At 71.0% G+C, this 26,404-nt stretch carries 25 protein-coding genes; 8 read left to right on the top strand and 17 right to left on the bottom strand.

Translation table 11 applies throughout. The annotated features are described in order from the left end of the window. Positions 1-184 precede the first annotated feature (184 nt). Both ACQP2Y_RS02285 and ACQP2Y_RS02280 read right to left on the bottom strand, forming a co-directional pair. Positions 185-2,359, bottom strand: coding sequence for a bifunctional glycosyltransferase/CDP-glycerol:glycerophosphate glycerophosphotransferase (locus ACQP2Y_RS02285; protein WP_433724099.1), 2,175 nt, complete (start codon positions 2,357-2,359; stop codon positions 185-187). Then, positions 2,356-4,377 carry a DUF5941 domain-containing protein gene (locus ACQP2Y_RS02280; protein ID WP_433724097.1) on the bottom strand — a complete coding sequence of 674 codons (2,022 nt, stop codon included), beginning with the start codon at positions 4,375-4,377 and terminating at the stop codon, positions 2,356-2,358. The genes ACQP2Y_RS02285 and ACQP2Y_RS02280 overlap by 4 nt, the downstream gene beginning before the upstream one ends. Before the next feature lie 218 nt (positions 4,378-4,595). Here ACQP2Y_RS02280 and ACQP2Y_RS02275 point away from each other — a divergent pair, with 218 nt between their 5' ends. After that, complete coding sequence (locus ACQP2Y_RS02275) at positions 4,596-4,778, top strand: PspC domain-containing protein (RefSeq protein ID WP_203772772.1); 183 nt, start codon at positions 4,596-4,598, stop codon at positions 4,776-4,778. Between the two features lie 58 nt (positions 4,779-4,836). On the opposite strand, the gene ACQP2Y_RS02270 is transcribed toward ACQP2Y_RS02275, so the two are convergent. The 7 genes from ACQP2Y_RS02270 to pdxH form a co-directional block, all read right to left on the bottom strand. Continuing rightward, entirely contained in the window at positions 4,837-5,619 is a 783-nt protein-coding gene (locus ACQP2Y_RS02270) for a DUF4230 domain-containing protein (RefSeq protein ID WP_433724094.1), read from the bottom strand. 61 nt (positions 5,620-5,680) lie between these two features. After that, the gene (locus ACQP2Y_RS02265; protein WP_433724092.1) at positions 5,681-6,853 is read right to left on the bottom strand and encodes an acyl-CoA dehydrogenase family protein; all 1,173 of its coding nucleotides are present in this window, start codon (positions 6,851-6,853) and stop codon (positions 5,681-5,683) included. A gap of 18 nt (positions 6,854-6,871) precedes the next feature. Continuing rightward, positions 6,872-7,168: a type II toxin-antitoxin system VapB family antitoxin gene (locus tag ACQP2Y_RS02260; protein WP_125807223.1), complete on the bottom strand. Its 297-nt coding sequence runs from the start codon at positions 7,166-7,168 to the stop codon at positions 6,872-6,874. 121 nt (positions 7,169-7,289) lie between these two features. After that, positions 7,290-7,940: a nitroreductase family protein gene (locus tag ACQP2Y_RS02255; protein ID WP_433724090.1), complete on the bottom strand. Its 651-nt coding sequence runs from the start codon at positions 7,938-7,940 to the stop codon at positions 7,290-7,292. A gap of 2 nt (positions 7,941-7,942) precedes the next feature. Then, entirely contained in the window at positions 7,943-8,872 is a 930-nt protein-coding gene (locus ACQP2Y_RS02250; RefSeq protein WP_433724088.1) for an aldose 1-epimerase family protein, read from the bottom strand. 10 nt (positions 8,873-8,882) lie between these two features. Next, positions 8,883-10,205 (bottom strand): MFS transporter, encoded by a 1,323-nt coding sequence (locus ACQP2Y_RS02245; RefSeq protein ID WP_433724086.1) that lies wholly within the window; start codon positions 10,203-10,205, stop codon positions 8,883-8,885. Continuing rightward, positions 10,202-10,828, bottom strand: a complete 627-nt coding sequence (pdxH, locus tag ACQP2Y_RS02240) for a pyridoxamine 5'-phosphate oxidase (RefSeq protein WP_433731705.1) — start codon at positions 10,826-10,828, stop codon at positions 10,202-10,204. The genes ACQP2Y_RS02245 and pdxH overlap by 4 nt, the downstream gene beginning before the upstream one ends. 204 nt (positions 10,829-11,032) lie before the next feature. Here pdxH and ACQP2Y_RS02235 point away from each other — a divergent pair, with 204 nt between their 5' ends. From ACQP2Y_RS02235 to ACQP2Y_RS02225, 3 genes are all read left to right on the top strand, one after another. Continuing rightward, the gene (locus ACQP2Y_RS02235) at positions 11,033-12,139 is read left to right on the top strand and encodes a citrate synthase 2 (protein ID WP_433724084.1); all 1,107 of its coding nucleotides are present in this window, start codon (positions 11,033-11,035) and stop codon (positions 12,137-12,139) included. 30 nt (positions 12,140-12,169) lie between these two features. Then, the gene (gene serC, locus ACQP2Y_RS02230) at positions 12,170-13,291 is read left to right on the top strand and encodes a phosphoserine transaminase (RefSeq protein WP_433724082.1); all 1,122 of its coding nucleotides are present in this window, start codon (positions 12,170-12,172) and stop codon (positions 13,289-13,291) included. A gap of 139 nt (positions 13,292-13,430) precedes the next feature. After that, a complete protein-coding gene (locus tag ACQP2Y_RS02225) occupies positions 13,431-14,612 on the top strand; it encodes a pyridoxal phosphate-dependent aminotransferase (protein ID WP_433724080.1) in 1,182 nt (393 codons plus the stop codon). Here ACQP2Y_RS02225 and ACQP2Y_RS02220 read toward each other — a convergent pair. Further along, complete coding sequence (locus tag ACQP2Y_RS02220) at positions 14,609-15,055, bottom strand: GNAT family N-acetyltransferase (RefSeq protein WP_433724078.1); 447 nt, start codon at positions 15,053-15,055, stop codon at positions 14,609-14,611. The two genes, ACQP2Y_RS02225 and ACQP2Y_RS02220, sit on opposite strands and share 4 nt — an antisense overlap. A 209-nt stretch (positions 15,056-15,264) precedes the next feature. Here ACQP2Y_RS02220 and sepH point away from each other — a divergent pair, with 209 nt between their 5' ends. Beyond that, the gene (sepH, locus tag ACQP2Y_RS02215; protein WP_433724076.1) at positions 15,265-16,350 is read left to right on the top strand and encodes a septation protein SepH; all 1,086 of its coding nucleotides are present in this window, start codon (positions 15,265-15,267) and stop codon (positions 16,348-16,350) included. On the opposite strand, the gene thpR is transcribed toward sepH, so the two are convergent. The 3 genes from thpR to ACQP2Y_RS02200 form a co-directional block, all read right to left on the bottom strand. After that, positions 16,351-16,833, bottom strand: coding sequence for an RNA 2',3'-cyclic phosphodiesterase (gene thpR / locus ACQP2Y_RS02210; RefSeq protein WP_433724074.1), 483 nt, complete (start codon positions 16,831-16,833; stop codon positions 16,351-16,353). 17 nt (positions 16,834-16,850) lie between these two features. Next, positions 16,851-17,306 carry a hypothetical protein gene (locus ACQP2Y_RS02205; RefSeq protein ID WP_433724072.1) on the bottom strand — a complete coding sequence of 152 codons (456 nt, stop codon included), beginning with the start codon at positions 17,304-17,306 and terminating at the stop codon, positions 16,851-16,853. A gap of 84 nt (positions 17,307-17,390) precedes the next feature. After that, positions 17,391-18,791 (bottom strand): MFS transporter, encoded by a 1,401-nt coding sequence (locus ACQP2Y_RS02200; RefSeq protein ID WP_433724070.1) that lies wholly within the window; start codon positions 18,789-18,791, stop codon positions 17,391-17,393. Between the two features lie 22 nt (positions 18,792-18,813). Here ACQP2Y_RS02200 and ACQP2Y_RS02195 point away from each other — a divergent pair, with 22 nt between their 5' ends. Then, a complete protein-coding gene (locus ACQP2Y_RS02195; RefSeq protein WP_433724068.1) occupies positions 18,814-19,488 on the top strand; it encodes a FadR/GntR family transcriptional regulator in 675 nt (224 codons plus the stop codon). A 2-nt stretch (positions 19,489-19,490) separates the two neighbouring features. On the opposite strand, the gene ACQP2Y_RS02190 is transcribed toward ACQP2Y_RS02195, so the two are convergent. The 3 genes from ACQP2Y_RS02190 to ACQP2Y_RS02180 all read right to left on the bottom strand — a co-directional run bounded on the left by ACQP2Y_RS02190 (position 19,491) and on the right by ACQP2Y_RS02180 (position 22,933). Continuing rightward, positions 19,491-20,846 carry an MFS transporter gene (locus ACQP2Y_RS02190; RefSeq protein ID WP_433724066.1) on the bottom strand — a complete coding sequence of 452 codons (1,356 nt, stop codon included), beginning with the start codon at positions 20,844-20,846 and terminating at the stop codon, positions 19,491-19,493. Positions 20,847-20,913: 67 nt separating this feature from the next. Next, positions 20,914-21,360 (bottom strand): MarR family winged helix-turn-helix transcriptional regulator, encoded by a 447-nt coding sequence (locus ACQP2Y_RS02185; RefSeq protein ID WP_360551053.1) that lies wholly within the window; start codon positions 21,358-21,360, stop codon positions 20,914-20,916. A gap of 94 nt (positions 21,361-21,454) precedes the next feature. Continuing rightward, positions 21,455-22,933, bottom strand: coding sequence for an NCS2 family permease (locus tag ACQP2Y_RS02180; protein ID WP_433724063.1), 1,479 nt, complete (start codon positions 22,931-22,933; stop codon positions 21,455-21,457). Between the two features lie 223 nt (positions 22,934-23,156). Between ACQP2Y_RS02180 and ACQP2Y_RS02175 the strand changes: the two genes are divergently transcribed. After that, positions 23,157-23,369, top strand: a complete 213-nt coding sequence (locus ACQP2Y_RS02175; protein WP_360551945.1) for a DUF2530 domain-containing protein — start codon at positions 23,157-23,159, stop codon at positions 23,367-23,369. Here ACQP2Y_RS02175 and ACQP2Y_RS02170 read toward each other — a convergent pair. After that, positions 23,366-24,238, bottom strand: a complete 873-nt coding sequence (locus ACQP2Y_RS02170) for a DUF3027 domain-containing protein (RefSeq protein ID WP_433731703.1) — start codon at positions 24,236-24,238, stop codon at positions 23,366-23,368. The genes ACQP2Y_RS02175 and ACQP2Y_RS02170 overlap by 4 nt on opposite strands. A gap of 51 nt (positions 24,239-24,289) precedes the next feature. Between ACQP2Y_RS02170 and ACQP2Y_RS02165 the strand changes: the two genes are divergently transcribed. Further along, complete coding sequence (locus ACQP2Y_RS02165) at positions 24,290-26,371, top strand: MFS transporter (protein WP_433724061.1); 2,082 nt, start codon at positions 24,290-24,292, stop codon at positions 26,369-26,371. Positions 26,372-26,404 lie beyond the last annotated feature (33 nt).

Below are 26,404 nucleotides of genomic sequence, written 5' to 3'. Positions count from 1 at the left end.
CGATGGCTTAGCGTGACTACAGCCATCGATGCCTGCCATCGGGTGAACGTGCCATTTGCCGACAGTCACCGGATCGTCACCCGTTTGCGGGCTTCGCAAGATCGACTAATTGCATCGTCTGTGCAGGTCGCAGTACTCGGGACCCCGTCGCGACGGGAAGGGCCGGATGTTCCGGACCGGAAATTTACTTACCGGTACCGGCCAGTAACACCCGGCGCACGACCCGTTCGGCCGCTCCGCCGTCGTCGAGGGAGCAGAACCGCTCCCGGAACCGGGCCCGCCGCTCGCCCGCGGTGGCGTCCTCATAGGCACCGCTGCGGAAGACCTCGACCAGTTCGGCGAAGGTCGTCGCCACGGCACCCGGTGGAAGTTCCATCAGGTCGAAATACGTGCCGCGCAGCTCACGGTAGGCCGGCCAGTCGGGCGCGAAGATCACCACCGGCCGGTCGAGCACGGCGAAATCGAACATCGCCGACGAGTAGTCGGTGATCAGCACGTCGGCGGCCAGATAGAGGTCCTCGACCACCGGGTACGCGGACACGTCCAGGATCCGCCCCCGCCGCGCCCCGGTCCGCTGAGCAGCGGTCACGTGGAAGTAGTGCGCCCGGACGAGCAGCACCGTGTCCGGTCCCAAACGGTCGGCGAACGCGTCGATGTCCAGCACCTGCTGACCGGGCGGCAGCCACTCCCGGTGCGTCGGCGTGTAGAGCACGACCCGCTCGCCGGGCGCGATCCCCAGCTTCTCCCGCATGGCGACCGTCTCCGCCGGTGTCGCCAGCGCCAGCCGGTCGTTGCGCGGGTAGCCGACCTCGAGCGTCTCGTACCGGCAGGGGTACGCCCGCTCCCAGGCGACCGTCGTGTGCGCGTTCGCCGTGATGCTGAAGTCCCAGCGGTCCGCCCGGCCCATCTGCGCCCGGAAGTCCTGGTCCTTGGCCGCGGCCGGGTGATCGGCCTGGTCCATGCCCATCATCTTCAGCGGCGTGCCGTGGTGGGTCATCACGTGCGTGGTGCCGGGCCGCTTGACCACCCAGTTCGGCCAGTTGACGTTGTTGACCAGCCAGCGCGCCCGGGCCAGCAGGCGGTAGTACTCCCGCGAGCCGGCGACGACGTAATCGGTGCCCGGCGGCACGGACTTGAGCCGGGACCGGCCGACCACCCACACGTTGCGCACGTCCGGGGCCAGCTCCGCCGCCTTGGCCGCGATCGCCGCGGGGTTGCAGCTCACCCCGCGATACCAGTACGCGGCGTACAGCGCGAGCTTGTCGTCCACCGGCCGCCGCAGCTGGAGCTTGTAGTAGCCGCTGTACACGGCCTCCCGGACCTTGCGGGCGAGCTTGCGGGCCCGGCGGATCGAGACCCGCTTGAACCGCCGCACGCGCTTGGCCTTGCGGGCTGCGCCCTCCGCGATCCGGAACGGCAGGAACGCTTCCTTCTCCACGAGCCGGTACGGCAGCCCCTCGGGCCCGTCCGGGATCTCGTAGCCGGCCGCGGGCCGGTACTTGCGGGCGTGCTCGACGATCCGCTCGAAGAAGCGCCGGCGCGAGCCCCGCCGTACCCGCTCGGCGTTGCGCAGCACGCTGAGGTAGTGCCAGAGCATCCGTTTGTAGAGCGCCGGCCGCAGCACCTCGGGCTGCGCCGAGAAGGCGTCGACCATGGTGAACGCGTGCTCCCAGTGGTCGAAGATCTCGAAGTGCCGGTCCCCCAGGGTCCGGGTGATCGCCCCGGTCCGGCGCTGCCGGTAGTGCACGCAGGTGCGCGGCAGGCCACTGATCCGCTGGGCCGCGGCCAGCACCGGGTACGTGAACGAGACGTCCTCGTACCAGCCCTGCTCGAAGCGGAAGTCGAGTTTGACCAGCAGGTCCCGGCGGACGACCTTGTTCCAGGCGACGTGCAGCACGTTGAGCACCCGCGGCCACTCCGCCACGGTGAACGTCTCCGGCGCCTCGGCCAGCACCTTCGCGGCGCCGGCGACCACCACCCGGCCGTCCCAGTGCACCCGGTCGAAACCGAAGATCAGCACATCGGGACCGGTGTCGGCGAGCCGGTCGGCGATCGCGGTGAGCGCGCCCTGGGCCAGCCAGTCGTCGCTGTCCAGGAACCAGACATAGTCGCCGGTCGCGTGGTCGAGGCCGAGGTTACGGGCCCGGCCCAGGCCGACGTTCTCCGGCGCGGTGACAACCTTGACCCGGGAGTCACGCGCGGCGTACTCGGCCAGGATGGCGCCGCTGTGGTCGGGCGAGCAGTCGTCGACGGCCACAATCTCGATGTCGGTGAACGGCTGCTCGAGCAGGGAGTCCAGGCACTGGCGCAGGTAGCCCTGCACCTTGTACACGGGCAGCACCACGCTGAGCAGGGTCATCGTTTACCTCCGGAGCGCCAGTCACGAACCGCACCCGCGAGGAACGAGCCGCCCACGACGACGGCGAGCAGCAGCTCCCCGACCGTGGCGACCCCGGCCAGTGCGCTCAGCACCAGCACGACGACCCGGCCGTCCCAGCCGAGCCATGCCCTCGCCGCAGTGGCGTCGGGCGCACCTTTCTCCATCCGGGCGGTCAGGTCGTAGTGATCCAGTGCCAGGACGAACAACAGCAGGTAAACAATGGGCGTGGGCACGGCACAGATCAGGCCGACCGCGACGACCATGAGGTATTCGGCCGCGCGCAGCCCGGCCGGGATCAGCCAGTCCAGCGGACCGCCGTGCCGCGCCCGGGCGGCCAGCCCGGCGCCGAGCACCAGCAGTGCGGCCACGATCAGCCAGACCGCGGCGTCGTCCGCCTGAACCAGGTGCACCCTGAGGTCACCGGAGATCCACATGCCGACGTCGCTGCCGTCCGGCACCACACCGGTCAGCGACCCGATCACCAGACCCAGCGCGGCCAGAGCCGCGATCACGGCGGTGATCAGCGGGGCTCTGACCTTCGCCGCGCTCAGGACCGCGCGGACGAGCAGGCCGTCGTCGCGGTGCCGCGACGTGTCGACCGTGTCCAGCACGCCGACGCGCATCGAGATCGAGCGCAAAGACCGCAGACCCAACGTGTACGCGGCAGCGAGCAGTCCCCAGCCCACCACAGCGGCCAGGGCCACCCGCCCGTTGCTCACCGCGGCGAGCACGGCGATCAGCGCCCAGCGCTCCCCGATCGGGAAGACCACGATCCGCTTGAGCCAGTACGCCGCCGACCCGGTGTCCGCCTGGACCCGGTTCGAGGCCCGGCTCAGCCGCGCTCCCACGCCACCGCCGGCGTCACTGTTGCCCGCAGTGCCGACGGACTGCCGGGCGGCGGCTTCGTCGTGCAGGGCGCCGTACCAGGTGTCGGTCATGTGGCGGACCGTCTGCAGCACGATGGCGGTGATCGCGAGCGGCCACGCGTACGGCAGGCCGGCCCGTTCCGCACCGGCGGCGAGACCGGCGTAGACCGCGTACTCCTTGGCGCGGTCGGCCATGGTGTCGAGCCAGCCGCCGAACGCGCCGAACGTGCGGGTGTAGCGGGCCAGTTGTCCGTCTACACAGTCCAGCACGAAACCGAGGTAGAGCAGGACCGCCCCGGCGATCAGCGCGGGCCGCGAACCCTCCCAGAAGGCGAGGGCGGCGGCCACGGCGAAGACGACGGACACCGCGGTGACGCCGCTCGGGGTCAGGCCGAGGCGGGCGCACAGCTTGGTGACGATCGGGGACCAGGTGCTCACCGCGTACGTGGTGAAGAAGTCGTCCTTCTCCTTGACGGCCAGCCGCAGCAACGCGGCGTCCTCGTCCACCGCGGCGACAGCGGCCCGGGCGGTGACCAGACCGGCCTCGGTGTGCACCCGCTCGGCGTGCAGCAGCCGCACCCGGGTGGCGATGGGCACCAGCCCCGCCTCGAGCAGAGCGCGCAGCAGCACGTCGATGGCGTCGCGCTGAGCGGTCGCAGTGGCCGCGCCCTCGCCGGCATCATTCGCGAGCGACGGCTGAACCGAGTGGTCGGCCGCCCGCGACGCGGCGGCCACCAGGATCGGCAGGTCGGCCGAGGCGATGCTGATCGCGCCCAGGAAGCGGGTCGTCCCGTCACTGGCGAACACCAGGCGGCCGCGCTCCTCGCGCAGATCACCACCGTCCTCGGCGAACACCAGCGCGGTGCTGCGGCCGGCCGGCTCGGTGGCCAGGGTGCGCAGCAGGCTCGGATGCGCGACCAGGTTGTCGGCGCAGATCAGCAGCGACTCGTCGGCGCCGGCGGCGATCCGGGCGACCTCGCGCAGCTGACCCGCGACGTCGAGACCATCCACCGGAACGACGGTCGTGGACCCCGCGGCGGCCAGCGCCGTGGTCAGCTCGTCGGCGAGCCGGCGGGCGGCACCCGGACCGAGGTCGTTGCCGGTGCTCCCGCACAGGACGGCGAGCGTCACCGAGACATCCCTCCCACCTCGGACGCCCGTGCACGCGGTGTGTGGGGGCGAGATTGCCCAGATGTTAACAGCGGCCCCGCACCGGGTACGGGTAGCCCTTACGGGAATGTGAGCGCCGTTCTCCACCTCGGGACCGAGGGCGAAGTGGCGGCTGGTCCATACCGTTGACAGTGGTTGCGGCGCTCGGCTGCGACCACCACTGATGAGGAGTGAGTGACGTGACCCGCCGACTTGCCCGGCCCCGCGACGACCGATGGATCGCCGGCGTCTGTTCCGCCCTGGCCCGCCGGTTCGGGGTCTCCTCCGGAGTGATGCGGCTGATCTTCGTCGTGTCCTGCCTGCTGCCCGGCCCGCAGTTCCTGATCTACCTGATCCTCTGGGTCCTGCTCCCCAACGAGTGACCTCAGCTGCAGCGCGGCGCCCCTTCCCACGGTCGGGAAGGGGCGCCACCTCTTTGCGTCAGGGAGTGGCGAAGGTGACCGTCACCGAGGTGTAGCCCAAGCTGGCGAGCAGACCGGTGAGCATCTTCTCGGTGTTGTCGCGGGCCCGCTGGTCGAGCCCGCTGCTGCGCGCCGCCTCGGTGATCCGCTGCTGGGCGAGCTGATAGACGCGCTGCTGCTGGTTCGGATCGTTGCTGAACGCGCCGCCGATGCGGTTGAGCAGGCCGCGTTCCTCCGCGACGACGTAGCTGCGCTCCATGTCGAGGGCGGCCTGGCCCTGCTGCGGCGCGGGCAGCTCGATCTGCACCGACTTGTCCGCGTTGTTGACCTTGAGTGCGCCCTCGGTGAGCGTGCCGAAGTCGACGTACTCCTCGACCGTGCCCGAGCCCACGAACAGCGTGCGCTTGTTGACCAGGAACTCGGGGATGTTCTCCTTGTTCTCCTGGAGGTCGACGATGACCTGGAAGGTGCCGTCGGCCGCGACGTAGCGGCTCAGGTCCCGCATCGACTGCAGCAGCACCGGCTGGCTGCGGTCGGTGGTCTTGTCGGAGAACGGGTTGTCGAAGCTGGGCAGGACGTTGATCGCGCGCAGGCCGAGGCACATGGCCACGATCAGCGCGAAGACCACTCCGGTGAAGATGACCACGCGGGCGAACCCGCCGAGTCCCGGCTTGCGGTCCCCGGCCGGGGCCGGATCCTGGCCGGCCGGATCGTCCACGGATGGTGCGGGGCGGGTCGCCACCTGGTCGTCGACCTCGGGATACTCCCGGGTCGGCTCCTCGACGTCACGCGAACTTGCCATCGGTGCTCACCCCCTCCTTCTGCGGTCAACGGTACGGAAGGGGTACGACACTCGCATCCGGTCAGCCGGTGAAGGCGCTCAACCCCGTCAATTTCTGCCCGATGACCAGCTGGTGGATCTCCGAGGTTCCCTCGTACGTGAGCACACTTTCGAGGTTGTTGCCGTGCCTGAGCACCGGATACTCGCCGCTGATGCCGTTGGCGCCGAGGATCGTGCGGCACTGCCGGGCGATCTTGATGGCTTCCCGGACGTTGTTGAGCTTGCCCACGCTGACCTGCTCGGGACGCAGCCCGACGGCGTCGTGCCGGCGGCCCAGGTGCAGCGCGAGCAGATAGCCCTTCTGCAGCTCGAGGGTCATGTCGGCCAGCTTCGCCTGGGTGAGCTGGAAACCCGCGATCGGGCGGCCGAACTGTTCGCGGGTGCCGGCGTACGCGATCGCGGTCTCCAGGCAGTCGCGGGCCGCACCCAGCGCGCCCCAGACGATGCCGAACCGGGCCTCGGTGAGGCAGGACAGCGGAGCCTTGAGGCCGCGCGCGGTGGGCAGCCGGGCCGACTCGGGCACCCGGACGTCGTCGAGGGTGATCTCGCCGGTGGCCGAGGCCCGCAGCGACAGCTTGAGCTTGACCTCGCGGGCGGTGAAACCCTCGGTCGAGGTGGGCACGGCGAAACCGGCCACGCCCTCGTCGGTGCGGGCCCAGATCACCGCCACGTCGGCGACCGGGGCGTTGGTGATCCACATCTTGCCGCCGGTCAGCACCCAGTCGTCGCCGTCGCGCCGGGCCCGGGTCGCCATGTTCGCCGGGTCGGAGCCGTGGTCCGGCTCGGTGAGCCCGAAGCAGCCGATCAGCTCCCCCGCGGCCATGCCGGGCAGCCAGCGCTGTTTCTGCTCCTCGCTGCCGTACTTCCAGATGGCGTACATCGCGAGCGAGCCCTGCACGGAGACGAGCGAGCGCACCCCCGAGTCGGCCGCCTCCAGCTCCAGGCAGGCCAGCCCGTACGCCACGGCGGACGCGCCGGCGCAGCCGTAGCCGGTCAGGTGCATGCCGAGCAGGCCCAGCTTGCCGAACTCGAGGGACAGGGCGCGGACGGGGACCTCGCCGCGCTCGTACCAGTCGGCGACGTAGGGGCGGACCCGGTCGTCGACGACCCGGCGGGCGAGCGCGCGGACATCGCGCTCCTCGTCGGTCAGCAGAGCGTCCAGGTCGAGGAGATCGAGCGGGGAGACGACGGCCATACCCATAAACTAGCGGTGTTAGTTGTCGATGACGAGCACTCTCGCGTGGATCTGGTTGCGCTGCTGCAGCGCCGCCCGCAACGCGCGGTGCAGGCCGTCCTCCAGATAGAGGCCGCCGTGCCACTCGACGACGTGCGGGAACAGGTCGCCGTAGAACGTCGAGTCCTCGGCCAGCAGCTTGTCCAGGGCCAGCTCACGCTTGGTGGTGATGAGATCGGCCAGCCGGATGGGGCGGGGCGGGATCTCGGCCCATCTCTTGAGTGTCGTGTGATGGTCGGGGTACGGCGCTCCGTCCCGTACCGCTTTGAAGATCACGACGGCACGCTCCCCTCCGGTCCTCACGCACGTCCAGCCCGCCCGGCGGGCAGCTCTGCCTGCCAGCCTAGCGAGCCGCCAGCCTAGCGGCCGGTCCGCGTCCCGGCGTCGTCACCCGTTGTCAGGTTTCCCTCGCGGACGGCCCACCGGCCGCGGTCCACCGGCCATGATGCACCACCTCGTCCACCGGGCGGTGCCCGCGGCGTAGTGACGGTGACCTCTTGTCGGGTGCCGGATAGCCGATGGTCAGGGCGCCCACTGGCATAAATTCGTCAGGAATGCCGAATGCGTCCCGGAATGCACCGACCCGGTCGGCCGGCACCCCGAAGAACAGCGAACCAAGCTTTTCGTTCACCGCGGTCAGGTGGATGAGCAGGGCGGCGAAGCCGGTGTCGATGTCCCAGTACGGCGCCGGCCAGCGGCTCTCGTCCCGGTCGATCCAGCCCTTGTCGGCCTGGGCGTAGCGCTCCAGGTAGACCGACTTGTTGGAGAGCGCCACGATGATCAGCGGCGCCGAGCGCATCCGGTCGAGCCACGAGCCGGCCGCGGCCTGCTCCGCCGGGGTGTCGCCGCGGGGCGCGGTCACCGACCAGTAGAGCTCGCGGTCCGCCGGCTCGCTCAGCACCAGGAAACCCCAGCCCTGGGAGAAGCCGGCCGAGGGCGCCCGCAGCGCGTGCCGGATCAGCTTGTCGACGATCTCCGGCGGCACCGGCCGGTCCTTGTCGTACGTGCGGACCATCCGGCGCCGGCGCAGGACCTCGTCGAACTCCATGCTCAGGCCGCCGAGGGCCGCACACCCCAGCTGGCCCGCCAGGTCTGCCCGGGCGCCAGCACGATCAGGTCGCGGCCGGAGCGGAACGCGTCCGGCGGGCAGGTCATCGGCTCGATGGCCAGGGACCGGCGGAACCGCTCGCCGGTCAGGGTGTCGCCGGTGAAGACCTGCCACCAGTGGAAATTCTCGTCGCCCCAGACCGTGACGGACTGCGAGCCGTCGGGCGCGGCGATGGTCACGGCGGAACCGCCGTCGGCCTGGCGGTCCAGGTCGCCCCAGGTGGTGTCCAGCACGGCCGAGCCGACCCGGCGGGGCTCGGTGTAGTCGTACTCGGTGCCGACCACCTTGACCGCGCCGATCGGCAGCAGCCGGCCGTCGGCCAGGACCCGGCTGCGGCCGGGCACGTGCAGCAGGATGTCGTCGACCGCGACGCCGGGCAGCTGGAGGTACGGGTGCACGGAGAAGCCCCAGGGCGCGTTCTGGTCGCTGGTGTTGACGACCTCCTGCTCCGAGCGCAGCCCGTCGGCCGAGACGCTCCACTTGGTGCGCAGGGTCAGCGCCCACGGGTAGCCGATCTGCGGCGGCAGGTCGAACTCCACCGTCACCGAGTCGCCCGTCTGGTCGGCGAGCTTCCACCGCGACCAGTTGGTCAGCCCGTGGATCGCGTTGTGCCGCGCGGGCTCGGTCAGCGACAGCTGGTGTGCGGTGTCCTCGAAGGTGTAGTGCCCGTCGCGGATCCGGTTGGGCCAGGGGGCCAGGATCTGGCCGGCCGAAGCGGGCGAGATCTCATCAGGGCCGAAGCCGTCCAGAACCTCCCGGCCGCCCGCGGAGTAGTGGCGCAGTACGCCACCGACCTCCACGATCACGGCCCGGTGGCCATCGGCCTCGATGGCCCACTGCAATCCAGATCTCGCCGCCACGACGTCAGTCATGCCGCTGACATTATCGGTTGTCCTCCGCGGCGGCCGGGGGACGGTAGCGAAGCAGGGCGGGGAAGGCCAGCGCGAGCACGACCGCCAGCCCGGCGGCGGCGAAACCGCCACCGGCCCAGGAGGCGGTGGGCCCGGCCACGTCGGCGGTGGCACCGGCCCGCAGATCACCCAGCCGGGGACCGCCGGCCACCACCACGGTGAAGACGCCCTGCAGCCGTCCGCGCAGCCGGTCGGGCGCGAACGTCTGCAGGATCGACTGCCGGTAGACGGCGCTGACCAGGTCGGCCGCGCCGCCGACGGCGAGCAGCAGCACCATCAGCCAGAGCGAGTGGGCCAGGCCGGCCAGCCCGACCGCGATGCCCCAGCCCACGACGGCGATGACCAGGGCGACCCCCTGCCGCTTGATCCGCCCGATCCAGCCCGAGGTCAGGCCGCCGAGCACCGAGCCGATCGCGATGGCGGCGAAGAGCCAGCCCACGGCCGAGCCCCCGCCGAAGCGGTCCTCGGCGATCTCCGGGAACAGCGCCCGCGGCATGGCCAGCACCATCGCGACGATGTCCACCGCGAAGGAGAGCAGCAGCACCGGCTGGCCGCCCAGGAACCGCAGGCCGTCGGCGATGCCGCGCAGACCGGCGGTGGGCCGGGCGGTAACGCCGTCGTCGTGCACCGGCGGGATCGGCGGCAGCCGGTAGGTGGCCCAGAACGAGATGGTGAACAACACAGCGTCGACCGCGTACGCGATGGTCACGCCCGTGTCGGTGGACCAGGCGCCGAAGATCAGGCCCGCGGCCAGCGGGCCGAGGACGCCGCCGGCGGTCGTGGTCGTGTAGGCCAGGGTGTTCGCCGCCGGCACCAGCTCGCCCGGCACGATCCGCGGGATGATCGCCTGCCGGGCCGGTGAGCTCACCGCGAAGCCGGCCGACTGCACGGCGGTCAGCGCGAGCAGCACCCACGGGCTGTGCAGGCCGAGCAGCGCCTGCACCAGCAGGCCGGCCGTGGCCACCCAGGCCAGCGTGGAACTGGCCAGCAGCAGCTTGCGGCGGTCCACCACGTCGGCGGCGGCGCCGCCCCACAACCCGAAGACCAGCAGCGGGACCAGGGCGGCGATCCCGAGCAGGCCCACCCAGGCGGAGGACCGGGTGATCGAGAACATCTCCACCGGTACGGCCACCGAGGTGAACTGGAAGCCGAAGTACGAGACGCCGTTGCCGATCCACATCCGCCGGTACGCCGTCCCGCGCAGCGGCCGGACGTCGATGACCCAGCTGCGGCGCCGTTCCTTGACGGCTTCCCCGGTGACCTGGCTCGCGGCCTCGACCGGCTCCTGACTCACGGAGCGAGCCGCTCGACGACCCAGCCCGGGCCCGTACGGCGGAAGCGCAGTCTGTCGTGCAGCCGGTTGCTGCGGCCCTGCCAGAACTCGACTGTCTCGGGAATCACCCGCAGCCCACCCCAGTGCGGCGGGGGCGGCACCGGCTCCTCGGCGCCGAACCGCTCGACGGCGGCGGCCAGCCCGGCCTCCACCGCGGCCCGGTCGGGCAGCACCTGACTCTGCGGGCTCGCCCACGCGCCGAGCTGCGAGCCACGCGGCCGGGTCGCGAAGTACTCCTCGGTCTCGGCCCGGTCCACCCGCTCGACGGCGCCGGCCACCAGCACCTGCCGCTGCATCGGGAACCACGGGAACACCAGGCTCGCCGCCGGGTTGCTCAGCGCCTCCGTGCCCTTGCGGGAGGTGTAGTTGGTGAAGAACACGAAACCGCGCTCGTCGTAGCCCTTGAGCAGGACCGTACGGGCGCTGGGCCGGGCCGCCGGATCGGCCGTGGCGACGATCATGGCGTTGGGCTCGGGCAGGCCGGCCGCGCTGGCCTCGGCGAACCAGCGGGCGAACTGGCTGGTCCAGTCCGCGGCCAGGTCGGACTCGAGCAGCGCGCCCCGCTCGGTGTAGTCGCGCCGCATGCCGGCGGGCGACAAGGATTCCGGGGTCACACGCTCTCCTTATCCGAGATTGACCAATCGAACCTAAGTCCCGGACGGGGGCCCGTCCCCTCGGCGAGGATAGGTGTCGCCGACAGCACATTTCCGCGGGTCGACCACCGGTCACCCAGCGGGCAAGATGAAACACCCACGGCTTTGTCCAGCCGGGACCCCAGGAGGCGCATCGTGTCCGATTTCAAGCCGGGCCTGGAAGGCGTGATCGCCTTCGAGACGGAGATCGCCGAGCCCGACAAGGCGGGCGGCGCGCTGCGCTACCGGGGCGTCGACATCGAGGATCTCATCGGTCACGTCTCGTTCGGCAACGTCTGGGCCCTGCTGGTCGACGGGCGCTTCGGTCCCGGGCTGCCGCCGGCCGAGCCGTTCCCGGTCCCGGTGCACTCCGGCGACATCCGCGTCGACGTGCAGTCCGCGGTCGCCATGCTCGCGCCGTACTGGGGGCTCGGCCAAATGCTCGACATCGACGACGAGCAGGTCCGCACCGACCTGGCCCGGGTCTCGGTCACCGCGCTGTCGTTCGTCGCCCAGGCCGCCCGCGGGCTGGGCCTGCCGGCCGTGCCGCAGAAGGACATCGACAAGGCCCAGACGATCGTCGAGCGGTTCATGAAGCGCTGGCGCGGCGAGCCCGATCCCCGGCACGTCAAGGCGGTCGACGCGTATTTCATCTCGGCGGCCGAGCACGGCCTGAACGCCTCCACCTTCACGGCCCGGATCGTCGCCTCTACCGGCGCGGACGCCGCGGCCTGCATCTCCTCCGGCATCGGCGCGCTCTCCGGCCCGCTGCACGGCGGCGCCCCGTCCCGGGTGCTGCACATGATCGAGGCCGTCGAGCGCAGCGGCGACGCGGAGGGTTACGTCAAGGGCGTGCTCGACCGCGGCGAGCGGCTGATGGGCTTCGGCCACCGTGTCTACCGCGCCGAGGACCCCCGCGCCCGCGTGCTGCGGCGCACGGCCAAGGAGCTGGGCGCGCCCCGCTTCGAGGTCGCCGAGGCCCTGGAAAAGGCGGCCCTGGCCGAGCTGCACGCCCGCAAGCCCGACCGGGTGCTGGCCACCAACGTCGAGTTCTGGTCCGCGGTCGTGCTGGACTTCGCCGAGGTCCCGTCGCACATGTTCACCTCGATGTTCACTTGCGCCCGGGTGGCGGGCTGGAGCGCCCACATCCTGGAGCAGAAGAGGCTGGGCCGGATCGTGCGCCCCAGCGCCCTCTACGTGGGACCGGAGCCGCGCAAGCCCCAGGACGTCGAGGGCTGGGACGCGGTGCCGCATAATCTGTAACGGCTGACTGACCCTCTGGAAGGACCCCCCGTGGCTGACCCGATCCGGATTCCCGACGACCTCAAGCCCGTCGACGGGCGGTTCGGCTCCGGGCCGAGCAAGGTCCGTCCGGAGGGCGTCGCCGCGCTGGCCCGGGTGGCCACCAGCTACCTGGGCACGTCGCACCGCCAGCGCACGGTCAAGGACCAGGTGGCCCGGCTGCGTGCCGGCATCGCCGAGTTCTTCTCCGCCCCCGACGGCTACGAAGTGATCATCTCCAACGGTGGCACCAGCGCCTTCTGGGAGACGGCGGCGTTCGGGCTGATCCGCGACAAGGCCCAGTTCGCCGAGTTCGGCGAGTTCGGCGCCAAGTTCGCCAAGGCGGTCCGCGACGCGCCGTTCCTGGCCGAGCCGACCGTGCACAAGGCACCCGCCGGCAGCGCGGCCTACCTGACCGCCGAGGCCGGGGTGGACACCTACGCCAGCGTGCAGAACGAGACATCCACCGGCGTGGCGGTGCCGGTGCAGCGGGTGGCCGGCGCCGACCCGGGCGCGCTGATCCTGACCGACGCTACCTCGGGCGGCGGCAGCATCGACGTCGACCTGACCCAGACAGACGTGTATTACCTGGCCCCGCAGAAGGCGTTCGGCTCGGACGGCGGCCTGTGGATCGCCCTGATGTCACCGGCCGCCATCGCCCGCGCCCACGAGATCAAGGAGTCGGGCCGCTACATCCCGCAGTTCCTGGACCTGGTCACGGCGATCGAGCAGTCCCGGCTGGAGCAGACCTACAACACCCCGGCGCTGGCCACCGTCTTCCTGGCTGCCGAGCAGGTCGACTGGATGAACGCGCAGGGCGGCCTCGGGTGGGCGGCCAAGCGCAGCGCCGAGAGTGCGGCGGCGATCTACGGCTGGGCGGACCGCTCGGAGGTGGCCAGCCCGTTCGTCACCGACCCGGCGCTGCGGTCCCACGCGGTGGCCACGATCGACTTCGCCGACGGTGTGGACGCGGCGCAGCTCGCCAAGGTGCTCCGGGCCAACGGCATCGTGGACACGGAGCCGTACCGCAAGCTGGGCCGCAACCAGCTGCGCATCGCGCTGTACCCGACCGTGGACCCGGCCGACGTCGAGGCGCTCACCCGCTGCATCGATTACGTCATCCATAAGTCCTGAACGATCCCGCGGCGTCGCCCGTACTGACGGGCGGCAATGTCGCCGGACTCGGGAGGCACGGATGGCACGGACGGGTATCGATACCTCGATCCTGCACAAGGGTGCACACAGCGCCTCTTATTTCGATCTCTCTCGTAGCATGAACGACGGCGCCGAGATCGTGGACTTCTGCATCCCGTGCAATCCGTACTTCCCCACCCCGGAGATGTTCGACGAGCTCTCCCGCGACCTGAAGAACATCCTGAAGTACTACCCGAGCGACTCGGCCAGCATCACCAACAAGCTGGCCAGCGTGCTGGGCCTGCACCCGCAGACCGTGGCGATGGCCAACGGGTCCACCGAGCTGATCACCTGGATCGACCACCTCCTGATCAAGGAGAGCGTCGCGATCCCGATCCCGACGTTCGGCCGGTGGACCGACCAGCCACTGGAGACCGGCAAGCGGGTCGACATGTTCCCGCTGCAGGAACGCGACGGCTTCCGGCTCAACCTGGAAGATTACGTACGGTTCATCCGCGACCGCGGCTCCCGGGTGGCGGTCGTCTGCAACGTCAACAACCCGGACGGCTGTTACCTGGCCCGCCGCGACGTCATCCGCTTCATGGACGCGCTCGGCGACCTCGACCTGGTGGTCATCGACGAGTCGTTCATCGACTTCTCCGACGCCGAGCAGTACCCCTCGGTCGGGCCGGACGCGGTGATCCGGCCGAACACCGTCGTGCTGAAGAGCCTCGGCAAGAACTTCGGCCTGCACGGCATCCGCTTCGGCTACATGATGGCCAACCCGGCGATCGCCGGCAAGATCGCCAAGGTGCTGCCCAAGTGGAACCTGAACTCGCTGGCCGAGAAGGTCGTCTACATGATCGAGGACCACCAGGACGAGTACGAGGACAGCCTGCGCCTGCTCAGCCGCGACCGCCGCGCGATGGCCGTCGAGCTGGCCCGCATCCCCGGGCTGACCGTCTTCCCGTCGCAGGGCAACTTCATCCTGGTCAAGCTGCCGACCGAGTGGTCCGGCGTGGCACTACGCGATTACCTGGTCGCCAACCACGGCGTCTACACCCGCGAGTGCGGCAACAAGCTGGGCATGACCAGCCAGTTCATGCGCCTGGTGGTGCGACCGACCCGCGACGTGGACCGGCTGATCGACGGCATGCTCGACTACGGTCGGCAGTTCCGCGGCCGGCTCATGTACGACGAGGACCCGCTGGAGCCGGCCCGCCGCTGGGCCAGCACGGTGGAGGAGGAACCGGACAACCTGATCCAGTACCCGGCCCACCGCACCACGGAGTACGCCGGCCGCCGCGCGGCGAACGGCTAGCTCGAACGGACCATGACGAGTTCGCCGTCGTCCAGCTCACCGGTCTCGACGAAGCCGGCGGAGCGGTAGAGCTTGCGGGCGCTCTCGTTGGACGGCACGACACTCAGGCGGACCCGGTCCACGCCGCGCTCGCGGTGGATCCACGCCACGGCGGCCTCGAGCGCCGCACGACCCAACCCACGGCCCTGGAACTGGTGGGCGATCATCAGGCGCACGATGCTGTGCCCCTCGGCGGGCTTGTCCTTGTCGACCGGGTGGAACAGCACGAAGCCGACCACCTCGTCGCCGGAGTACACCGCCCGGGGCTCGGCGTCCGGGTAGATGTGGGTCTCGGCGATGCCCCGGACGTTGGGCGCCACGAAGTCCGCCTGCTCCGGGCGTACCTCCAGCTTGATGACGGTCTGGAAGTTCTCCGCGGTGATCGGGCGCAACTCGACGGTCATGCCGTCTTTGTAGGCCTGCCCGGCGCCGGTCGCAACGCCTTATCGCCGTCCGAGATCGTTGAAGATCATCTCTGCAGGTCAATGACTTTGACGGCGTGGCATACCCCCATCGAGTGACCGGGGCGCGTACCGTGTTCCGAAACGCGCCCGGGTGGCTGACTCTCGGGAGCACAGGCCAGACAGCGGCGAGCACGGGACGGAGGCAACGCATGCGGCCGGTACGCTTCGTGGCCCTCTCCGAAGATGGTCAGGCCCTGGTGCTCGCCGACGAGGTCGGCAGGCTCCTGGCACTCCCGATCGACGACCGGATCAGCGGTGCGCTGCAGGCCGACGGCACCCCGCACCCGGTCGGCACGGCCGTGGCGGTGGCGAACGCCGAGGTGATGGCGTCCCTGTCCCCCCGCGACATCCAGGCCCGGATCCGCTCCGGCGAGTCCGCCGAGGACGTCGCCCGGGTGGCCGGAGTCCCGGTCGATCGTGTCCTGCGCTACGCGGGCCCGGTGCTGCAGGAGCGGGCCATGCTGGCCCAGCACGCGCGCCGCACCCGCCTCAAGACTTCCGACTCCGGTGCCCCGCTGGCCGAGGTCGTGGACAGCCGGCTCGCCCAGCACGGCATCGACACCGAGAAGATCTCCTGGGACGCGTTCCGCCGCGAGGACGGCACCTGGCGCATCGTCGCCACGTGGCCGTCCGGCAAGGCGACCGCCCAGGCGATGTGGGATCTCGACAAGGGTCGCCAGGTGGTGGCCCCGCACGACGACATGGCGCAATACCTGTGCGCCGAGCGCCCGACCCAGATCCTGGGCCAGGAGCCGGTGCCGGAGCGCACCCCGCACGAGCGCGGCGGCCACGGCCTGCCGGGCCCGTCGCGGATCAACGAGCCGGCCCGCGGTGGCCGGGGCCTGCCCGCCGCGTCCGACGCGCCCCGGCAGACCCGCGACCCGATCCGGGCCGGTCGCGACGCCTTGCTGGCCTCGCTGGACCGTCCGCTCGGTGGCCAGGGCTCGGGCCGCGGCCTCGAGCCGGCCGCGCAGGAGTCGCGTCGGCCGGTCGCCGGTGGCGCGGCGGCCCTGCTGGGTGGCGGCGCCGGTTCCGCGTTCGACGACGACGCCGACCTGCCCAAGGAGGTTCCGGCGGTGCCGAGCCTCGCGGTCCTGCGCCCCCGCCGCACGGTGGGCCAGTCCCAGGGCGGCGACTCGACCGACTCCGAGGAGACGGCGAAGCCCCGCAAGCGCCTGCCGAGCTGGGACGACGTCCTGTTCGGCGGCGGCCCGGCGGCCCGCGAAAGCTCCTGATCACCAGCTCTTCAGCGTGACGTAGCCCTCGCCCGGAACACTGTGGACGAGGGCTATCTCATGCAGCGGCCACGACGGCCCGGCGTAACCGTCGAGGGTCAGCCTGACCACCGGATCATCCTTGTACGCGACCGTGAGATGCGGCGTGAACTCCCGCTCCACCAGCCCGAGCCGTCCCGAGACGTCCCGGTGCAGCGCCGCCAGGTCCCCCTCGACGCCGGCCCACAGCACGGTCGACCTGCCTTTACCGAAACGCCCACCGCCGCGCAGCCGCAGCTCGACGCCCCGGGGCACGGTGACCCCGTCGAGCGCCCGCTCCACCTCGGGCAGCCGTTCCTCCGCGACCTCACCGAGGAATGCCAATGTGATGTGCCAGCGCTCGATCGGTGTGAGCCGCACCGGCCGGGCACCGCCGCCGGTCAGGCGATGGCGCAGGTCCCGGCACACGTTCCCGGGTGGATAGATCGCCACAAAGAGCCGCACGCTGCGACTCTAAACGGTCAGGCGGCGCGCAACCGCAGACCCGCGGCGTGCAGCAGCCCCTCCACCCGGACCCGTTCGATCTCGCGGTCCATCCCGTCGAGCTGGGCGAGATGCTCGGTGAGCCCGAGGGACCGGCTGGCCATGGCGAGCCGCTGGTCGTAGGCCCGCAGCACCGCCGTGAGCCAGGCGACCGAGTCGATGGTGGGCGAACTGCGCCGCTGCCTGTCGAGCCGGCGAAGCTCGGCGACCAGCTCGTCGATGCTCGGCTCAAAATCAGGCGGCCGCAGCTCCAGCTCCGCGACGGAAAGCTCCCGCTCCAGACACCGCAGGGCGCGAACATCCCGCCGCCCGCCCCGGCTCCAGAAACGACGGGCGACCAACTCGTCGGCGCAGACGACGACCGCGACGGCACACGGCAGGCACAGCAGCGCGAGCAGCGCCGTCGCGAGCACAGCTATGTGCGTGATTGCCACGGTCTGACGCTAAGGCAGCCGTTGAGGAAACGGAGAGGGCCGTTCGGATGACCCGGTCTGCCATACATATCCACAGGTTTGTCCTCAGCCGATCTGCCGGTCCCGGCCGGCCAGCACCCCGGCGATCATCTGCGGCACCATGAGAAACGTCAGCAGGGCCAGCGGAATCCGCCAGCTGCCGGTGTGGTCGTAGAGCACCCCGACCACGATGGGCCCGGGAACGGACAGCAGATAACCGGTGCTCTGCGCGAAAGCGGACAGCCGCGAAACGGTGGCGGCATCCCGGCCCCGCAGCGCGATCATGGTGAGGACCAGCGGGAACGAGCAGTTGGCCACGCCCAGCAGGACAACCCACAGCCAGGGGGCGGCGGCCGGATCGAACCACAGGCCGGCGTAACCGGCGATGCCGAAGAGCCCGATGAGGACCGCGACACCGCTCTGCCGGGGCAGGCGGCCGGCGAGGGCGGAAAGAACAAAAGACAGCGGTACGCCGAGCAGGGCGGTGACGGCGAAAAGCAGACCAGCGGTACGCGCGGAGAGCCCGGCATCCCGGAAGATCTGCGGCAACCAACCCATGATCACGTACGCGACGGTCGACTGCAGCCCGAAGTAGACGGCGAGCGCCCACGCGATCGGCTGCCGCCGCAGTTGCAGGGTCCCCGCGCCACCGCCTCCCACCGGCGCGATCGACCCCGGCGCGGTCGGATCCGGCACGGCCTGACCTGGCCTGGCCCGATCCGGCGCGTTCAGGTCTGACCTGGTGTGGTCCGCCACGGTGCCGCTCGACGCGGTCTCGCCCGGCGTCAACAGGGCGGCCGTCGGCAGGCCCGGCGCGCGCCGGCCCGGCGCAGTCTCGCCCGGTGTGAGTCGGCTCGGCGCGGGCTGGCTCGGGGTGCGGTCGCGGGCGAGCAGGATCCAGGCCGGCAGCGCCGCTGCCGCAATCACGGCCCAAACTCCCAGCCCGAGCCGCCAGTCGCCGCCGAAAACCCCGGCGGTCAGCGGAACCGTGACCGCCGCCGCAGTGGATGCGCCCAGGTTGAGCGCGACCGAGTACAGCCCGGTCATCGCACCCACCCGGTCCGGGAACCGCTGCTTGACCACCACCGGAAGCAGGACATTGGCCAGCGCGATGCCGGCCAGCGCCAACGCGGTCAGCGCGAGGAACGAGCCAGTGCCCCCGGCAAAGGGCCGCACCGCCAGGCCGAGCGCCAGCGCCGTGGTGCCGAGCGCGATCACCCCGCCGGTCCCCCATCGCCGGGCCAGCAGCGGCGCAGTCGAACCGACCAGCGCAAAACAAACCGCCGGGACCGACGTGAGCAGGCCGGCCACGGCCGCGCTCATGCCGAGACTTGCCCGCACTTCCTCGAGCACCGGCCCGAGACTGGTCACGGCAGGACGCAGGTTGATGGCCACCAGCACCAGCCCGACGACCGCGAGCGGACGGATCTTCACGCCGGTACGCGGCTCGGTGCTGGTGCTCGTCATGGACCCATCATAGAATCATGGGATGAATCTGAGTCCAGTGTCGCGTGGCACAGCTCTCTCCGATCAGGTGATCGCGCGGCTGCGGATGCAGATCACCTCGGGTGCCTGGCCGGTCGGCTCCCGCATCCCGACGGAACCGGAGCTGGTGGCTCAGCTCGGCGTCGCGCGCAACACCGTTCGCGAGGCTGTCCGCGCGCTCGCCCACAACGGCCTGCTCGACATCCGGCAGGGCTCGGGCACCTGGGTGATCGCCACCAGCGAACTGGCCGGAGTCATGCAGCGCCGCTTCGCGGCCGCGAACCCGGCAGACATCACCGAGCTGCGCGGCACGCTGGAGGCCGCGGCAGCCGGCTTCGCGGCGCGGCGCCGCACCGACGAGGACCTGCTCCGGCTCGACGACCTGCTGGCCCAGCGCGAACAGGCCTGGGCGTCCGGCGACCGCGACGCCTTCGTCGACGCCGACACGGCATTCCACCAGGCGGTGGTCGCGGCCTCGCACAACGAGGTCCTGATGGAGCTGTACGCCGACCTGGGCCAGGTGATCCGCGACTCTCTCCGGGACCACTTCGGCGCCCGGCTGAGCCCGGAGGAGTACATGGACCACACCCGCCTGCTCGCCGCAATCCGCGCCGAGGACCCCGCGCTGGCCACCACCGAAGCAGCCGCCCACACCGGAAGTTGCGAAGCAGCCCGCTGATCTCAGGCGGCGACCGTGCGGGCCGGCTCGACCGGTGCCTGCGCCGGCTGCTGCTCCGGCTCGTCGATCTCCTCGTTCTCGTCCGGCGTCGTCCGGACCAGCGTCAGCCCCGGCCGGGAGCCACCGTGCAGCGACAGCCGGTCCCCACTGGTGCGGAGCTGCCAGACCAGCGCCGCGACCGCCGCGACCAGGCAGAACACCCCAGCCACCCAGATGCTCGACGGGACGCCGAAGTGCTCACCCCACCACCCCGCCAGCGACGCGCCGATCGGGGTCGTGCCCAGGAAGACCAGCACGTACAGGGCCATCACCCGGCCGCGGTAGGCCGAGTGCAGGCCCATCTGGACCCGGTGGTTGGCCGCCTGAGCCAGGTAGATCGAGAAGAATCCGGTCGGCACCAGCAGGATCATCGCCACGATGAAGTTGGGGGCGAAGCCGACCGCCACCTCGAAGACCGCGAACGCCAGCGCCGCGCCCAGGACGACGTACACCCCGGGCCGGCTGCGGCGGCCGCTGCCCGCCAGCGCGCCGCCGAGCGCGCCCACCGCCAGGGCCGTGGTCAGCAGGCCGAAGGATGACGGGCCGGCGTGGAAGTTGATTTTGGCCAGGGCGGCCAGGGTGACCGGGAAGTTGAAGCCGATCATGCCGACCGCGGCCATCAGGGCGATCGGGAGCAGCAGGTCGTGCCGCTTCCACACGTAGCGCAGGCCGTCGGCGATGCGGGTGTCGTCCGCGGACGGGCGGGTCATGGAGCGGTACAGGTCCTGCGGGCGCATGGCCAGGTAGCTGAAGATCGGCGCGACGGCGAGGGCGGTCGCGATCAGGAAGACCGGGCCGGTGTCCAGCAGGGCCAGAGCCACGCCGGCCAGCGCCGGGCCGCCGATGCGGGCGGTGTTGAACGTCGCGGCCGACAGGGCGAGGGCGTTCGGCAGCAACGGCAGCTCGACCAGTTCCGAGACGAAGGACTGGCGCACCGGGGTTTCGATCGCGTTCGCGACGCCGAGCAGGGACGCGAACAGGAACACGTGCCAGAGCACCACGACGCCGCTGGCCACCAGGATCGCGAAGAGGATCGCGGTGACCGCGAAGGCGGCGTTTGCGCTGATCAGGAGCTTGCGCTTGTCGAAGCGGTCGGCGAGCTTGCCGGCCCACAGGGTCAGCAGCAGGACGGGCAGGAACTGCAGGGCGGTCACTATGCCGAGGGCGCCGGGCGAGTTGTTCGAGAGGTTGAGCACCAGCCAGTCCTGCGCGGTGAACATCATCCACACGCCGACGAGCTTGACCAGCTGCCCGGTCGAGAACAGCCGGTAGTTTCGGACCTGCAGGGACCGGAATGTCGTGCTCAGCACTGCCCGCACTCGGGTTGCGCCTCCTCATCAGCCGTACGCGTCATCGCGGTGTGACGGAGGCTGCGGGTGCGCTCGCTCAGTTGCGGGCGACCTGCCGCAGGATCTGCGCGGCCCGCTCCAGCGTGTCGCGTTCGTCCTCGGTGAGCTCGGCCAGCTGCAGGGCCAGCCACTCGTTGCGCGCCTTCTCGAACTGGGCGTAGACGGCCCGGCCTTCCTCGGTCGCCGCCAGGATCACCTGGCGGCGGTCGGTCGGGTGCGGCGTCCGGGCGACCAGCCCGCGCTCCTCCAGCTTGCCGACGATCTTGGTCATCGTCGGTGGCTGCACCCGCTCGACGTCGGCCAGCTCCCGTGGGGTCAGCGCGCCGGCCAGTTGCAGGCTGGTCAGCGCCGAGAGCTGGCTGAACGTGAGGTCGCCGACCGCGCGGGCCTGCCGCAACCGCCGGTTGAGCCGCATGATCGCTTCGCGCAGCGAAATGGCCAGTTGCTCGGCTGTAACCCGCTCCGCCACCGACCGCTCCATCACGTTTCTTAGCTTAGCTAATGAGCTTGGCTAACGACATGCCAACGGCTATGACCGTGGTCACCGGGCACGCTAGCGCACCCGGTGACCCGCGATCTCAGAGCAGCACCGACTCCAGCGGACCACGCAGGAAGTACAGGACGAAGAGCACCGCGACGCCGTACAGCAGGGGGTGGACCTCCCGGGCCTTGCCGACCGCCACCTTGATCACGACGAAGGAGATGACGCCGGCGCCGATGCCGTTGGAGATCGAGTACGTGAACGGCATCAGCGTGATCGCCAGGAACGCCGGGATGGCGATCTCGTAGTCCGTCCAGTCGATCTGCCGGACCGCCATCATCATCAGGAAGCCGACCACCACCAGCGCCGTCGACGCCGCCTCGAACGGCACCACCGTGACCAGCGGGGCCAGGAACATGGCCAGCAGGAACAGCACGCCGGTGACCAGGTTGGCCACGCCCGTGCGAGCGCCCTCGGCGACACCGGACGCGCTCTCGATGAACGAGGTGTTGCTCGACACACTGGCCGCGCCACCGGCCGCCGCGGCGACCGAGTCGACGAGCAGGATCTCCCGCGTACGCGGGGGCATGCCCTCCTCGTCCAGCAGGCCACCCTCCTGGCCGACCGCGACCATCGTGCCCATGGTGTCGAAGAAGTCGGTGATCAGCAGGGTGAAGATGAACATCAGCACGACCAGCCAGCCGGCCCGGCCCCACGAGTCGAAGACGTTGAACTTGCCCAGCAGCGACAGGTCGGGCGTGTCCACGATCTTGTCCGGCAGCGCGGGCACGTTCAGCGACCAGCCGCTCGGGTTGGGCTTGCCGTCGACGAACGACGGGCCGACCTTGGCGATCGCCTCCACGATGATCGCCAGCACCGTGGTGACCAGGATGCCGATCAGGATCGCGCCCTTGACCTTGCGGACGAAGAGCACCAGCGTGATCAGCAGGCCGACGCAGAAGACGAACAGCGGCCAGGTCGCCAGCTTGCCGCCGAGGCCGAGCTCGACCGGGACGGTGGTGCCGGCGGCGTCCGGGATGCGCCGCACGAAGCCCGCGTCGACCAGGCCGATGATCATGAGGAACAGGCCGATGCCGACGCCGATGGCCGTCTTCAGCTGGGTGGGCACGGCCCGGAAGACCGCGGTACGCAGCCCGGTCAGCACCAGGACGGCGATGATCACACCCTCGATGAAGACCAGGCCCATCGCATCGGCCCAGGTCATCTCGGGCGCGATCTCGTACGCCACAAGGGCGTTCACGCCGAGGCCGGCCGCCAGCGCCAGCGGGAAACGCGCCACGACGCCCATCAGGATCGTCATCACGCCGGCGACGAGTGCCGTACCGGCCGCCAGGGCCGCGACGGGCAGCTTGCCGCCCACCGCGTCCACGCCCGCCGCCAGGATCAGCGGGTTGAGCACCACGATGTAGGCCATCGTGAAGAAGGTGGCGAAACCACCGCGAACCTCCCGGCCGACGGTCGAGCCGCGGGCCGAGATCTCAAAAAATCGATCAAAACCGTTCTTCGGGGTACGCCCGGACGAGCCAGCATCCGTCTCGGCAGCAGCAGTGGACATTCGCGCCTCTCCACAGGACCTACAGGGGTCGATGGGCGCATCAAATCAGAACGCTGACCTCGGCAAAAGTCAGGAACTGTTACAACTGTCACGAGGGCACACGAAGGATCTCCGCGGCCGTAGTCTGATGGTCGTGGCCGACCTGTCCCCCGCACACGAACACCCGCACGGCCTCGACGCGGTGACGGGCACCAAGCCGCGCCCCGAGCCGCTGGATCCGCCGATGGTCCCGTTCGCCCTGGCCGGCATCGCCGCCTTCACCGTGGCGGGAGTGATCCTGCTGCTGGCCGGCGCGCCGGAGAGCTGGCTGTGGACGTGCCTGGCCGGCGTGCTGTGCGGCATCCCGGGCCTGCTGACCATGCTGCGCCACGACGCCAACCGCAAGCGCCGGCGCGCGCTGTCGCACCCCGAGTTCAAGGTGACCGAAACGGCCTAGCTGTGGCCGTACGGCTCTGCGGGCTCGCCGGCCTCGACCGAGCCGGGTGCACGACTGACCGCGACGGCCTCGACCTCGCTGTCGTCGTAGACGGTCGGCAGCTCCTCGACCGGCTGCTCCGTCGCGCCGAGCAGCGCCTCGGAGTGGGCGCCGCAGCCGTGGTCGGCGCTGACCGCCTTGGCGTCGTCGGGGGCGTACAGGTTGCCGCACACGCCGAACATGCGGCGCAGCGAACCGGCCAGCGGCAGGTAGAAGCCGCAGGTGCCGCAGCGGGCGTTGCGCGGGGCGGCGGTGGAGATGGGTGCCTCGGGGCCGGCGTCGCCGTCGTACCAGCGCTGAGCGGTCTCGATCCGGCCCTCGCGGGACATCACGCGGGAGCGGCCCAGGCCGAGCTCCCAGGAGACCTCCTCGACGGCCGGGTCGTCGCTCAGCACGTACCCGGGGGCGAGCCGCTCGTCGTCCGGCGCGGTCGGCATGAGGTCGCCAATGCCCAGGTCGCCGGCCTGCACCCGCTCGTTCCACGGCACCCAGGCCGGGGCGAGCATCGCCTCGGGGCCGGGCAGCAGCACGGTCTCGCAGACGGTGACGTGCCGCGAGCGCGGCACCCGGGTCACGGTGACGGCCCAGCGCCAGCCCTTGTATCCGGCCAGGTGGCTCTCGAAGAAGTGGGTCACGACCCGGTCGCCCTCGGCCACCGCCTCGAGATGGTCACCGATGTCACTCGGCTCCACTTCGGTGATGGCACCCCGCGCAACCCCGACAGCATCGGCACAGACCTGGTCGAGTCGGGCAGCACGCACTGAGGTCCTGGTCGTCACGTCTTCATTGTCCCCTACTCGCGGACGGCCGACGCAGCGACTCCCCCAGATCTCCGCGTCCGGGAGGGGACGGAAGTCGCCTCGATGCGACAGGATGGGGCGATGCCGCTGCTTCCTACCATCGGACGCACCGTCGGCACCGGCGTCAAGGCCCTGCGGATGCTGGTGCGGGGATCCCTGCGCGGCAGCGCCTGGGCCACCCGCCGGGTCGGCGACGCCCGGGCCCGCGGAGCGGCCAACGAGGTCGGCATGGTCCGGCTCTTCGACCTGCACGCCGTCTCCTGTGCGGGCGACACGCTCATCGCGATCGGCCTGGCCGGCACGATCTTCTTCAACGTGCCGCTGGGCGAGGCCCGCAGCAAGGTGGCGCTCTATCTGCTGATCACGATGGTGCCGTTCGCCCTGCTGGCCCCGGTGGTGGGCCCGCTGCTGGACCATTTCCGGCACGGCCGCCGGTACGCCCTGGCAGTGACGATGCTGGGCCGGGCGTTCCTGGCGTACGTGATCTCGGACAACCTGTTGGGCTGGGGCCTGTACCCGGCGGCGTTCGGCGTGCTGGCGCTGTCCCGCGCGTACGGGGTGGCCCGCTCGGCCGCCGTGCCCCGGCTCCTGCCCAAGGACATCGGTCTGTCCCAGGTGGGCGCCCGAGCGAGTGTCTACGGCACCTTCGCGGGGGCGGTGGTCGCACCGATCGGGCTGGCCGCGTTCTGGTTCGGTCCGCAGTGGCCGCTACGGGTCGCGTTCCTGATCTTCCTGGTCGGCGTGGTGATCTCCCTGCGCCTGCCCCCACGCGCCGACTCCGACCCGCCCGAGGCGGTGCCCAGGCCGTTCCGCACGATGCTGCGGCTGCGCCGCGGCGAGGACCGCCCGCTGTCGGGCAAGCTGGTGATCGCCACGCTGATCGGCAGCGCAAGCTTCAGATGCCTGTACGGCTTCCTGCTGCTCTACTTCGCCTTCGCGGTCAAAGCAGGCTCGCTGGGCACAACGTTCTTCGGCCGCGACATCGGCAGCCAAGGCGCGGTGGCCCTGGTCGGCGGCTCACTGGCGGTCGGCACGTTCCTGGCGACAGCGGTCGGCACCCGCCTCCGCATCCGCCGCCCGACGGCTCTTCAGTCGAGCGGCCTGACGATCACGGCCGGAGTGGCCGTCCTCACAGCGATCTTCTTCACACTGCCGATGGTGGCGCTGCTGTCCCTGGTGGCCTCGATCTTCAGCGGCATCTCCAAGCTGACGGTCGACGCGAGCATCCAGGAACGCGTCCCGGAACGGCTGCGGGCGAGCGCCTTCGCGCACTCCGAGACGGTGCTGATGATCGCCTGGGTGGTGGGCGGCGCGGTCGGCATCATCCCGCTGAACGGCCGGCTGGGCGTGTCGGTCATGGCGGCATTTGCGGTCGTGGCAGCGGTACGCGGGACGATCGTGGCCGGGCGCCTGCACAAGGAGCGGCTGCACGGGCGGCCGGATGTGGCGATGGAGGAGCCGGGGGTTGAGGGTGGTTCGCCGGCTGAGGTGATTCCGACCTCGCCGGCTCCGGCTGGGGCTTCGACCGGGCGGACGGCGGGGGGCTCAGGGGTGCGGGGTCGACCAGCTTCTGGCCAGGGTTCGGCCACGCCGGCCGGCCCGGGTTCCGCTGCGCCGGCCGGCCCGGGTTCCGCTGCGCCGGCCGGCCCGGGTTCCGCCGCGTCGGCGGGCTCGGGTTCCGCCGCGTCGGCCAGCCCTGGTTCGGCCACGTCGGCGGGCTCGGGTTCCGCCGCTTCGGCGGCGGCGGAGTCGTCGGCTGCGGAGTCGTCGGCTGCGGCGGCATTCAGCCGATCCACCTCCCAACGGGCGGCTGGTGGCCAGTCCGGCGACGGGAAGGCAGAAGCGGGCCCGGCCAAGCGTCGCCTCTTCTCGCGATCCGGTTCTCGGAAGGGGGCGGCGGTCACGCCCTCCTCGCCTTCCTCCCCCTCCTCGCCGTCCGGACCAGGGGCAGGGACGGGCGCAGGCCGGACTGTGCCGAGCCGACCGGGTTCCGTGGATAAGACAGGGTCCACCCTCGGAGCCGGGTCCCACCGCGGCAAGGGAGTTGGCGGGGAAGGCAGCCCGGACGAGCCCAAGGACGACCTGGCACCGCCCGGCTTCCACATCTACCGGCCCTCATCGGCCACGAACGGCAACGGCTCCCGCGACGAGCCCAACCCGTGACGCCAGACCGACCGGCCCAGCCAAGCCGACCCG

The organism is Actinoplanes sp. CA-051413 (genome assembly GCF_050955795.1).
Taxonomy (GTDB): domain Bacteria; phylum Actinomycetota; class Actinomycetes; order Mycobacteriales; family Micromonosporaceae; genus Actinoplanes.
The sequence above is the reverse complement of the archived record's forward strand: the minus strand, read 5'-3'. Positions and strand labels throughout refer to the sequence as shown.

What these genes read in the sequence shown, in the direction of transcription:
- sepH (WP_433724076.1), top strand. Translation starts at nt 15,265, where the DNA reads ATGCGGCCGGTACGCTTCGTGGCCCTCTCCGAAGATGGTCAGGCCCTG.
- ACQP2Y_RS02200 (WP_433724070.1), bottom strand. Translation starts at nt 18,791, where the DNA reads ATGACGAGCACCAGCACCGAGCCGCGTACCGGCGTGAAGATCCGTCCG.
- ACQP2Y_RS02265 (WP_433724092.1), bottom strand. Translation starts at nt 6,853, where the DNA reads ATGGCCGTCGTCTCCCCGCTCGATCTCCTCGACCTGGACGCTCTGCTG.
- ACQP2Y_RS02270 (WP_433724094.1), bottom strand. Translation starts at nt 5,619, where the DNA reads ATGGCAAGTTCGCGTGACGTCGAGGAGCCGACCCGGGAGTATCCCGAG.
- ACQP2Y_RS02285 (WP_433724099.1), bottom strand. Translation starts at nt 2,359, where the DNA reads ATGACCCTGCTCAGCGTGGTGCTGCCCGTGTACAAGGTGCAGGGCTAC.
- ACQP2Y_RS02220 (WP_433724078.1), bottom strand. Translation starts at nt 15,055, where the DNA reads ATGACCGTCGAGTTGCGCCCGATCACCGCGGAGAACTTCCAGACCGTC.
- ACQP2Y_RS02250 (WP_433724088.1), bottom strand. Translation starts at nt 8,872, where the DNA reads ATGACTGACGTCGTGGCGGCGAGATCTGGATTGCAGTGGGCCATCGAG.
- ACQP2Y_RS02195 (WP_433724068.1), top strand. Translation starts at nt 18,814, where the DNA reads ATGAATCTGAGTCCAGTGTCGCGTGGCACAGCTCTCTCCGATCAGGTG.
- pdxH (WP_433731705.1), bottom strand. Translation starts at nt 10,828, where the DNA reads ATGCGGCGCGACTACACCGAGCGGGGCGCGCTGCTCGAGTCCGACCTG.
- ACQP2Y_RS02180 (WP_433724063.1), bottom strand. Translation starts at nt 22,933, where the DNA reads ATGTCCACTGCTGCTGCCGAGACGGATGCTGGCTCGTCCGGGCGTACC.
- ACQP2Y_RS02175 (WP_360551945.1), top strand. Translation starts at nt 23,157, where the DNA reads ATGGTCCCGTTCGCCCTGGCCGGCATCGCCGCCTTCACCGTGGCGGGA.
- ACQP2Y_RS02225 (WP_433724080.1), top strand. Translation starts at nt 13,431, where the DNA reads ATGAACGACGGCGCCGAGATCGTGGACTTCTGCATCCCGTGCAATCCG.
- ACQP2Y_RS02255 (WP_433724090.1), bottom strand. Translation starts at nt 7,940, where the DNA reads ATGGAGTTCGACGAGGTCCTGCGCCGGCGCCGGATGGTCCGCACGTAC.
- ACQP2Y_RS02165 (WP_433724061.1), top strand. Translation starts at nt 24,290, where the DNA reads ATGCCGCTGCTTCCTACCATCGGACGCACCGTCGGCACCGGCGTCAAG.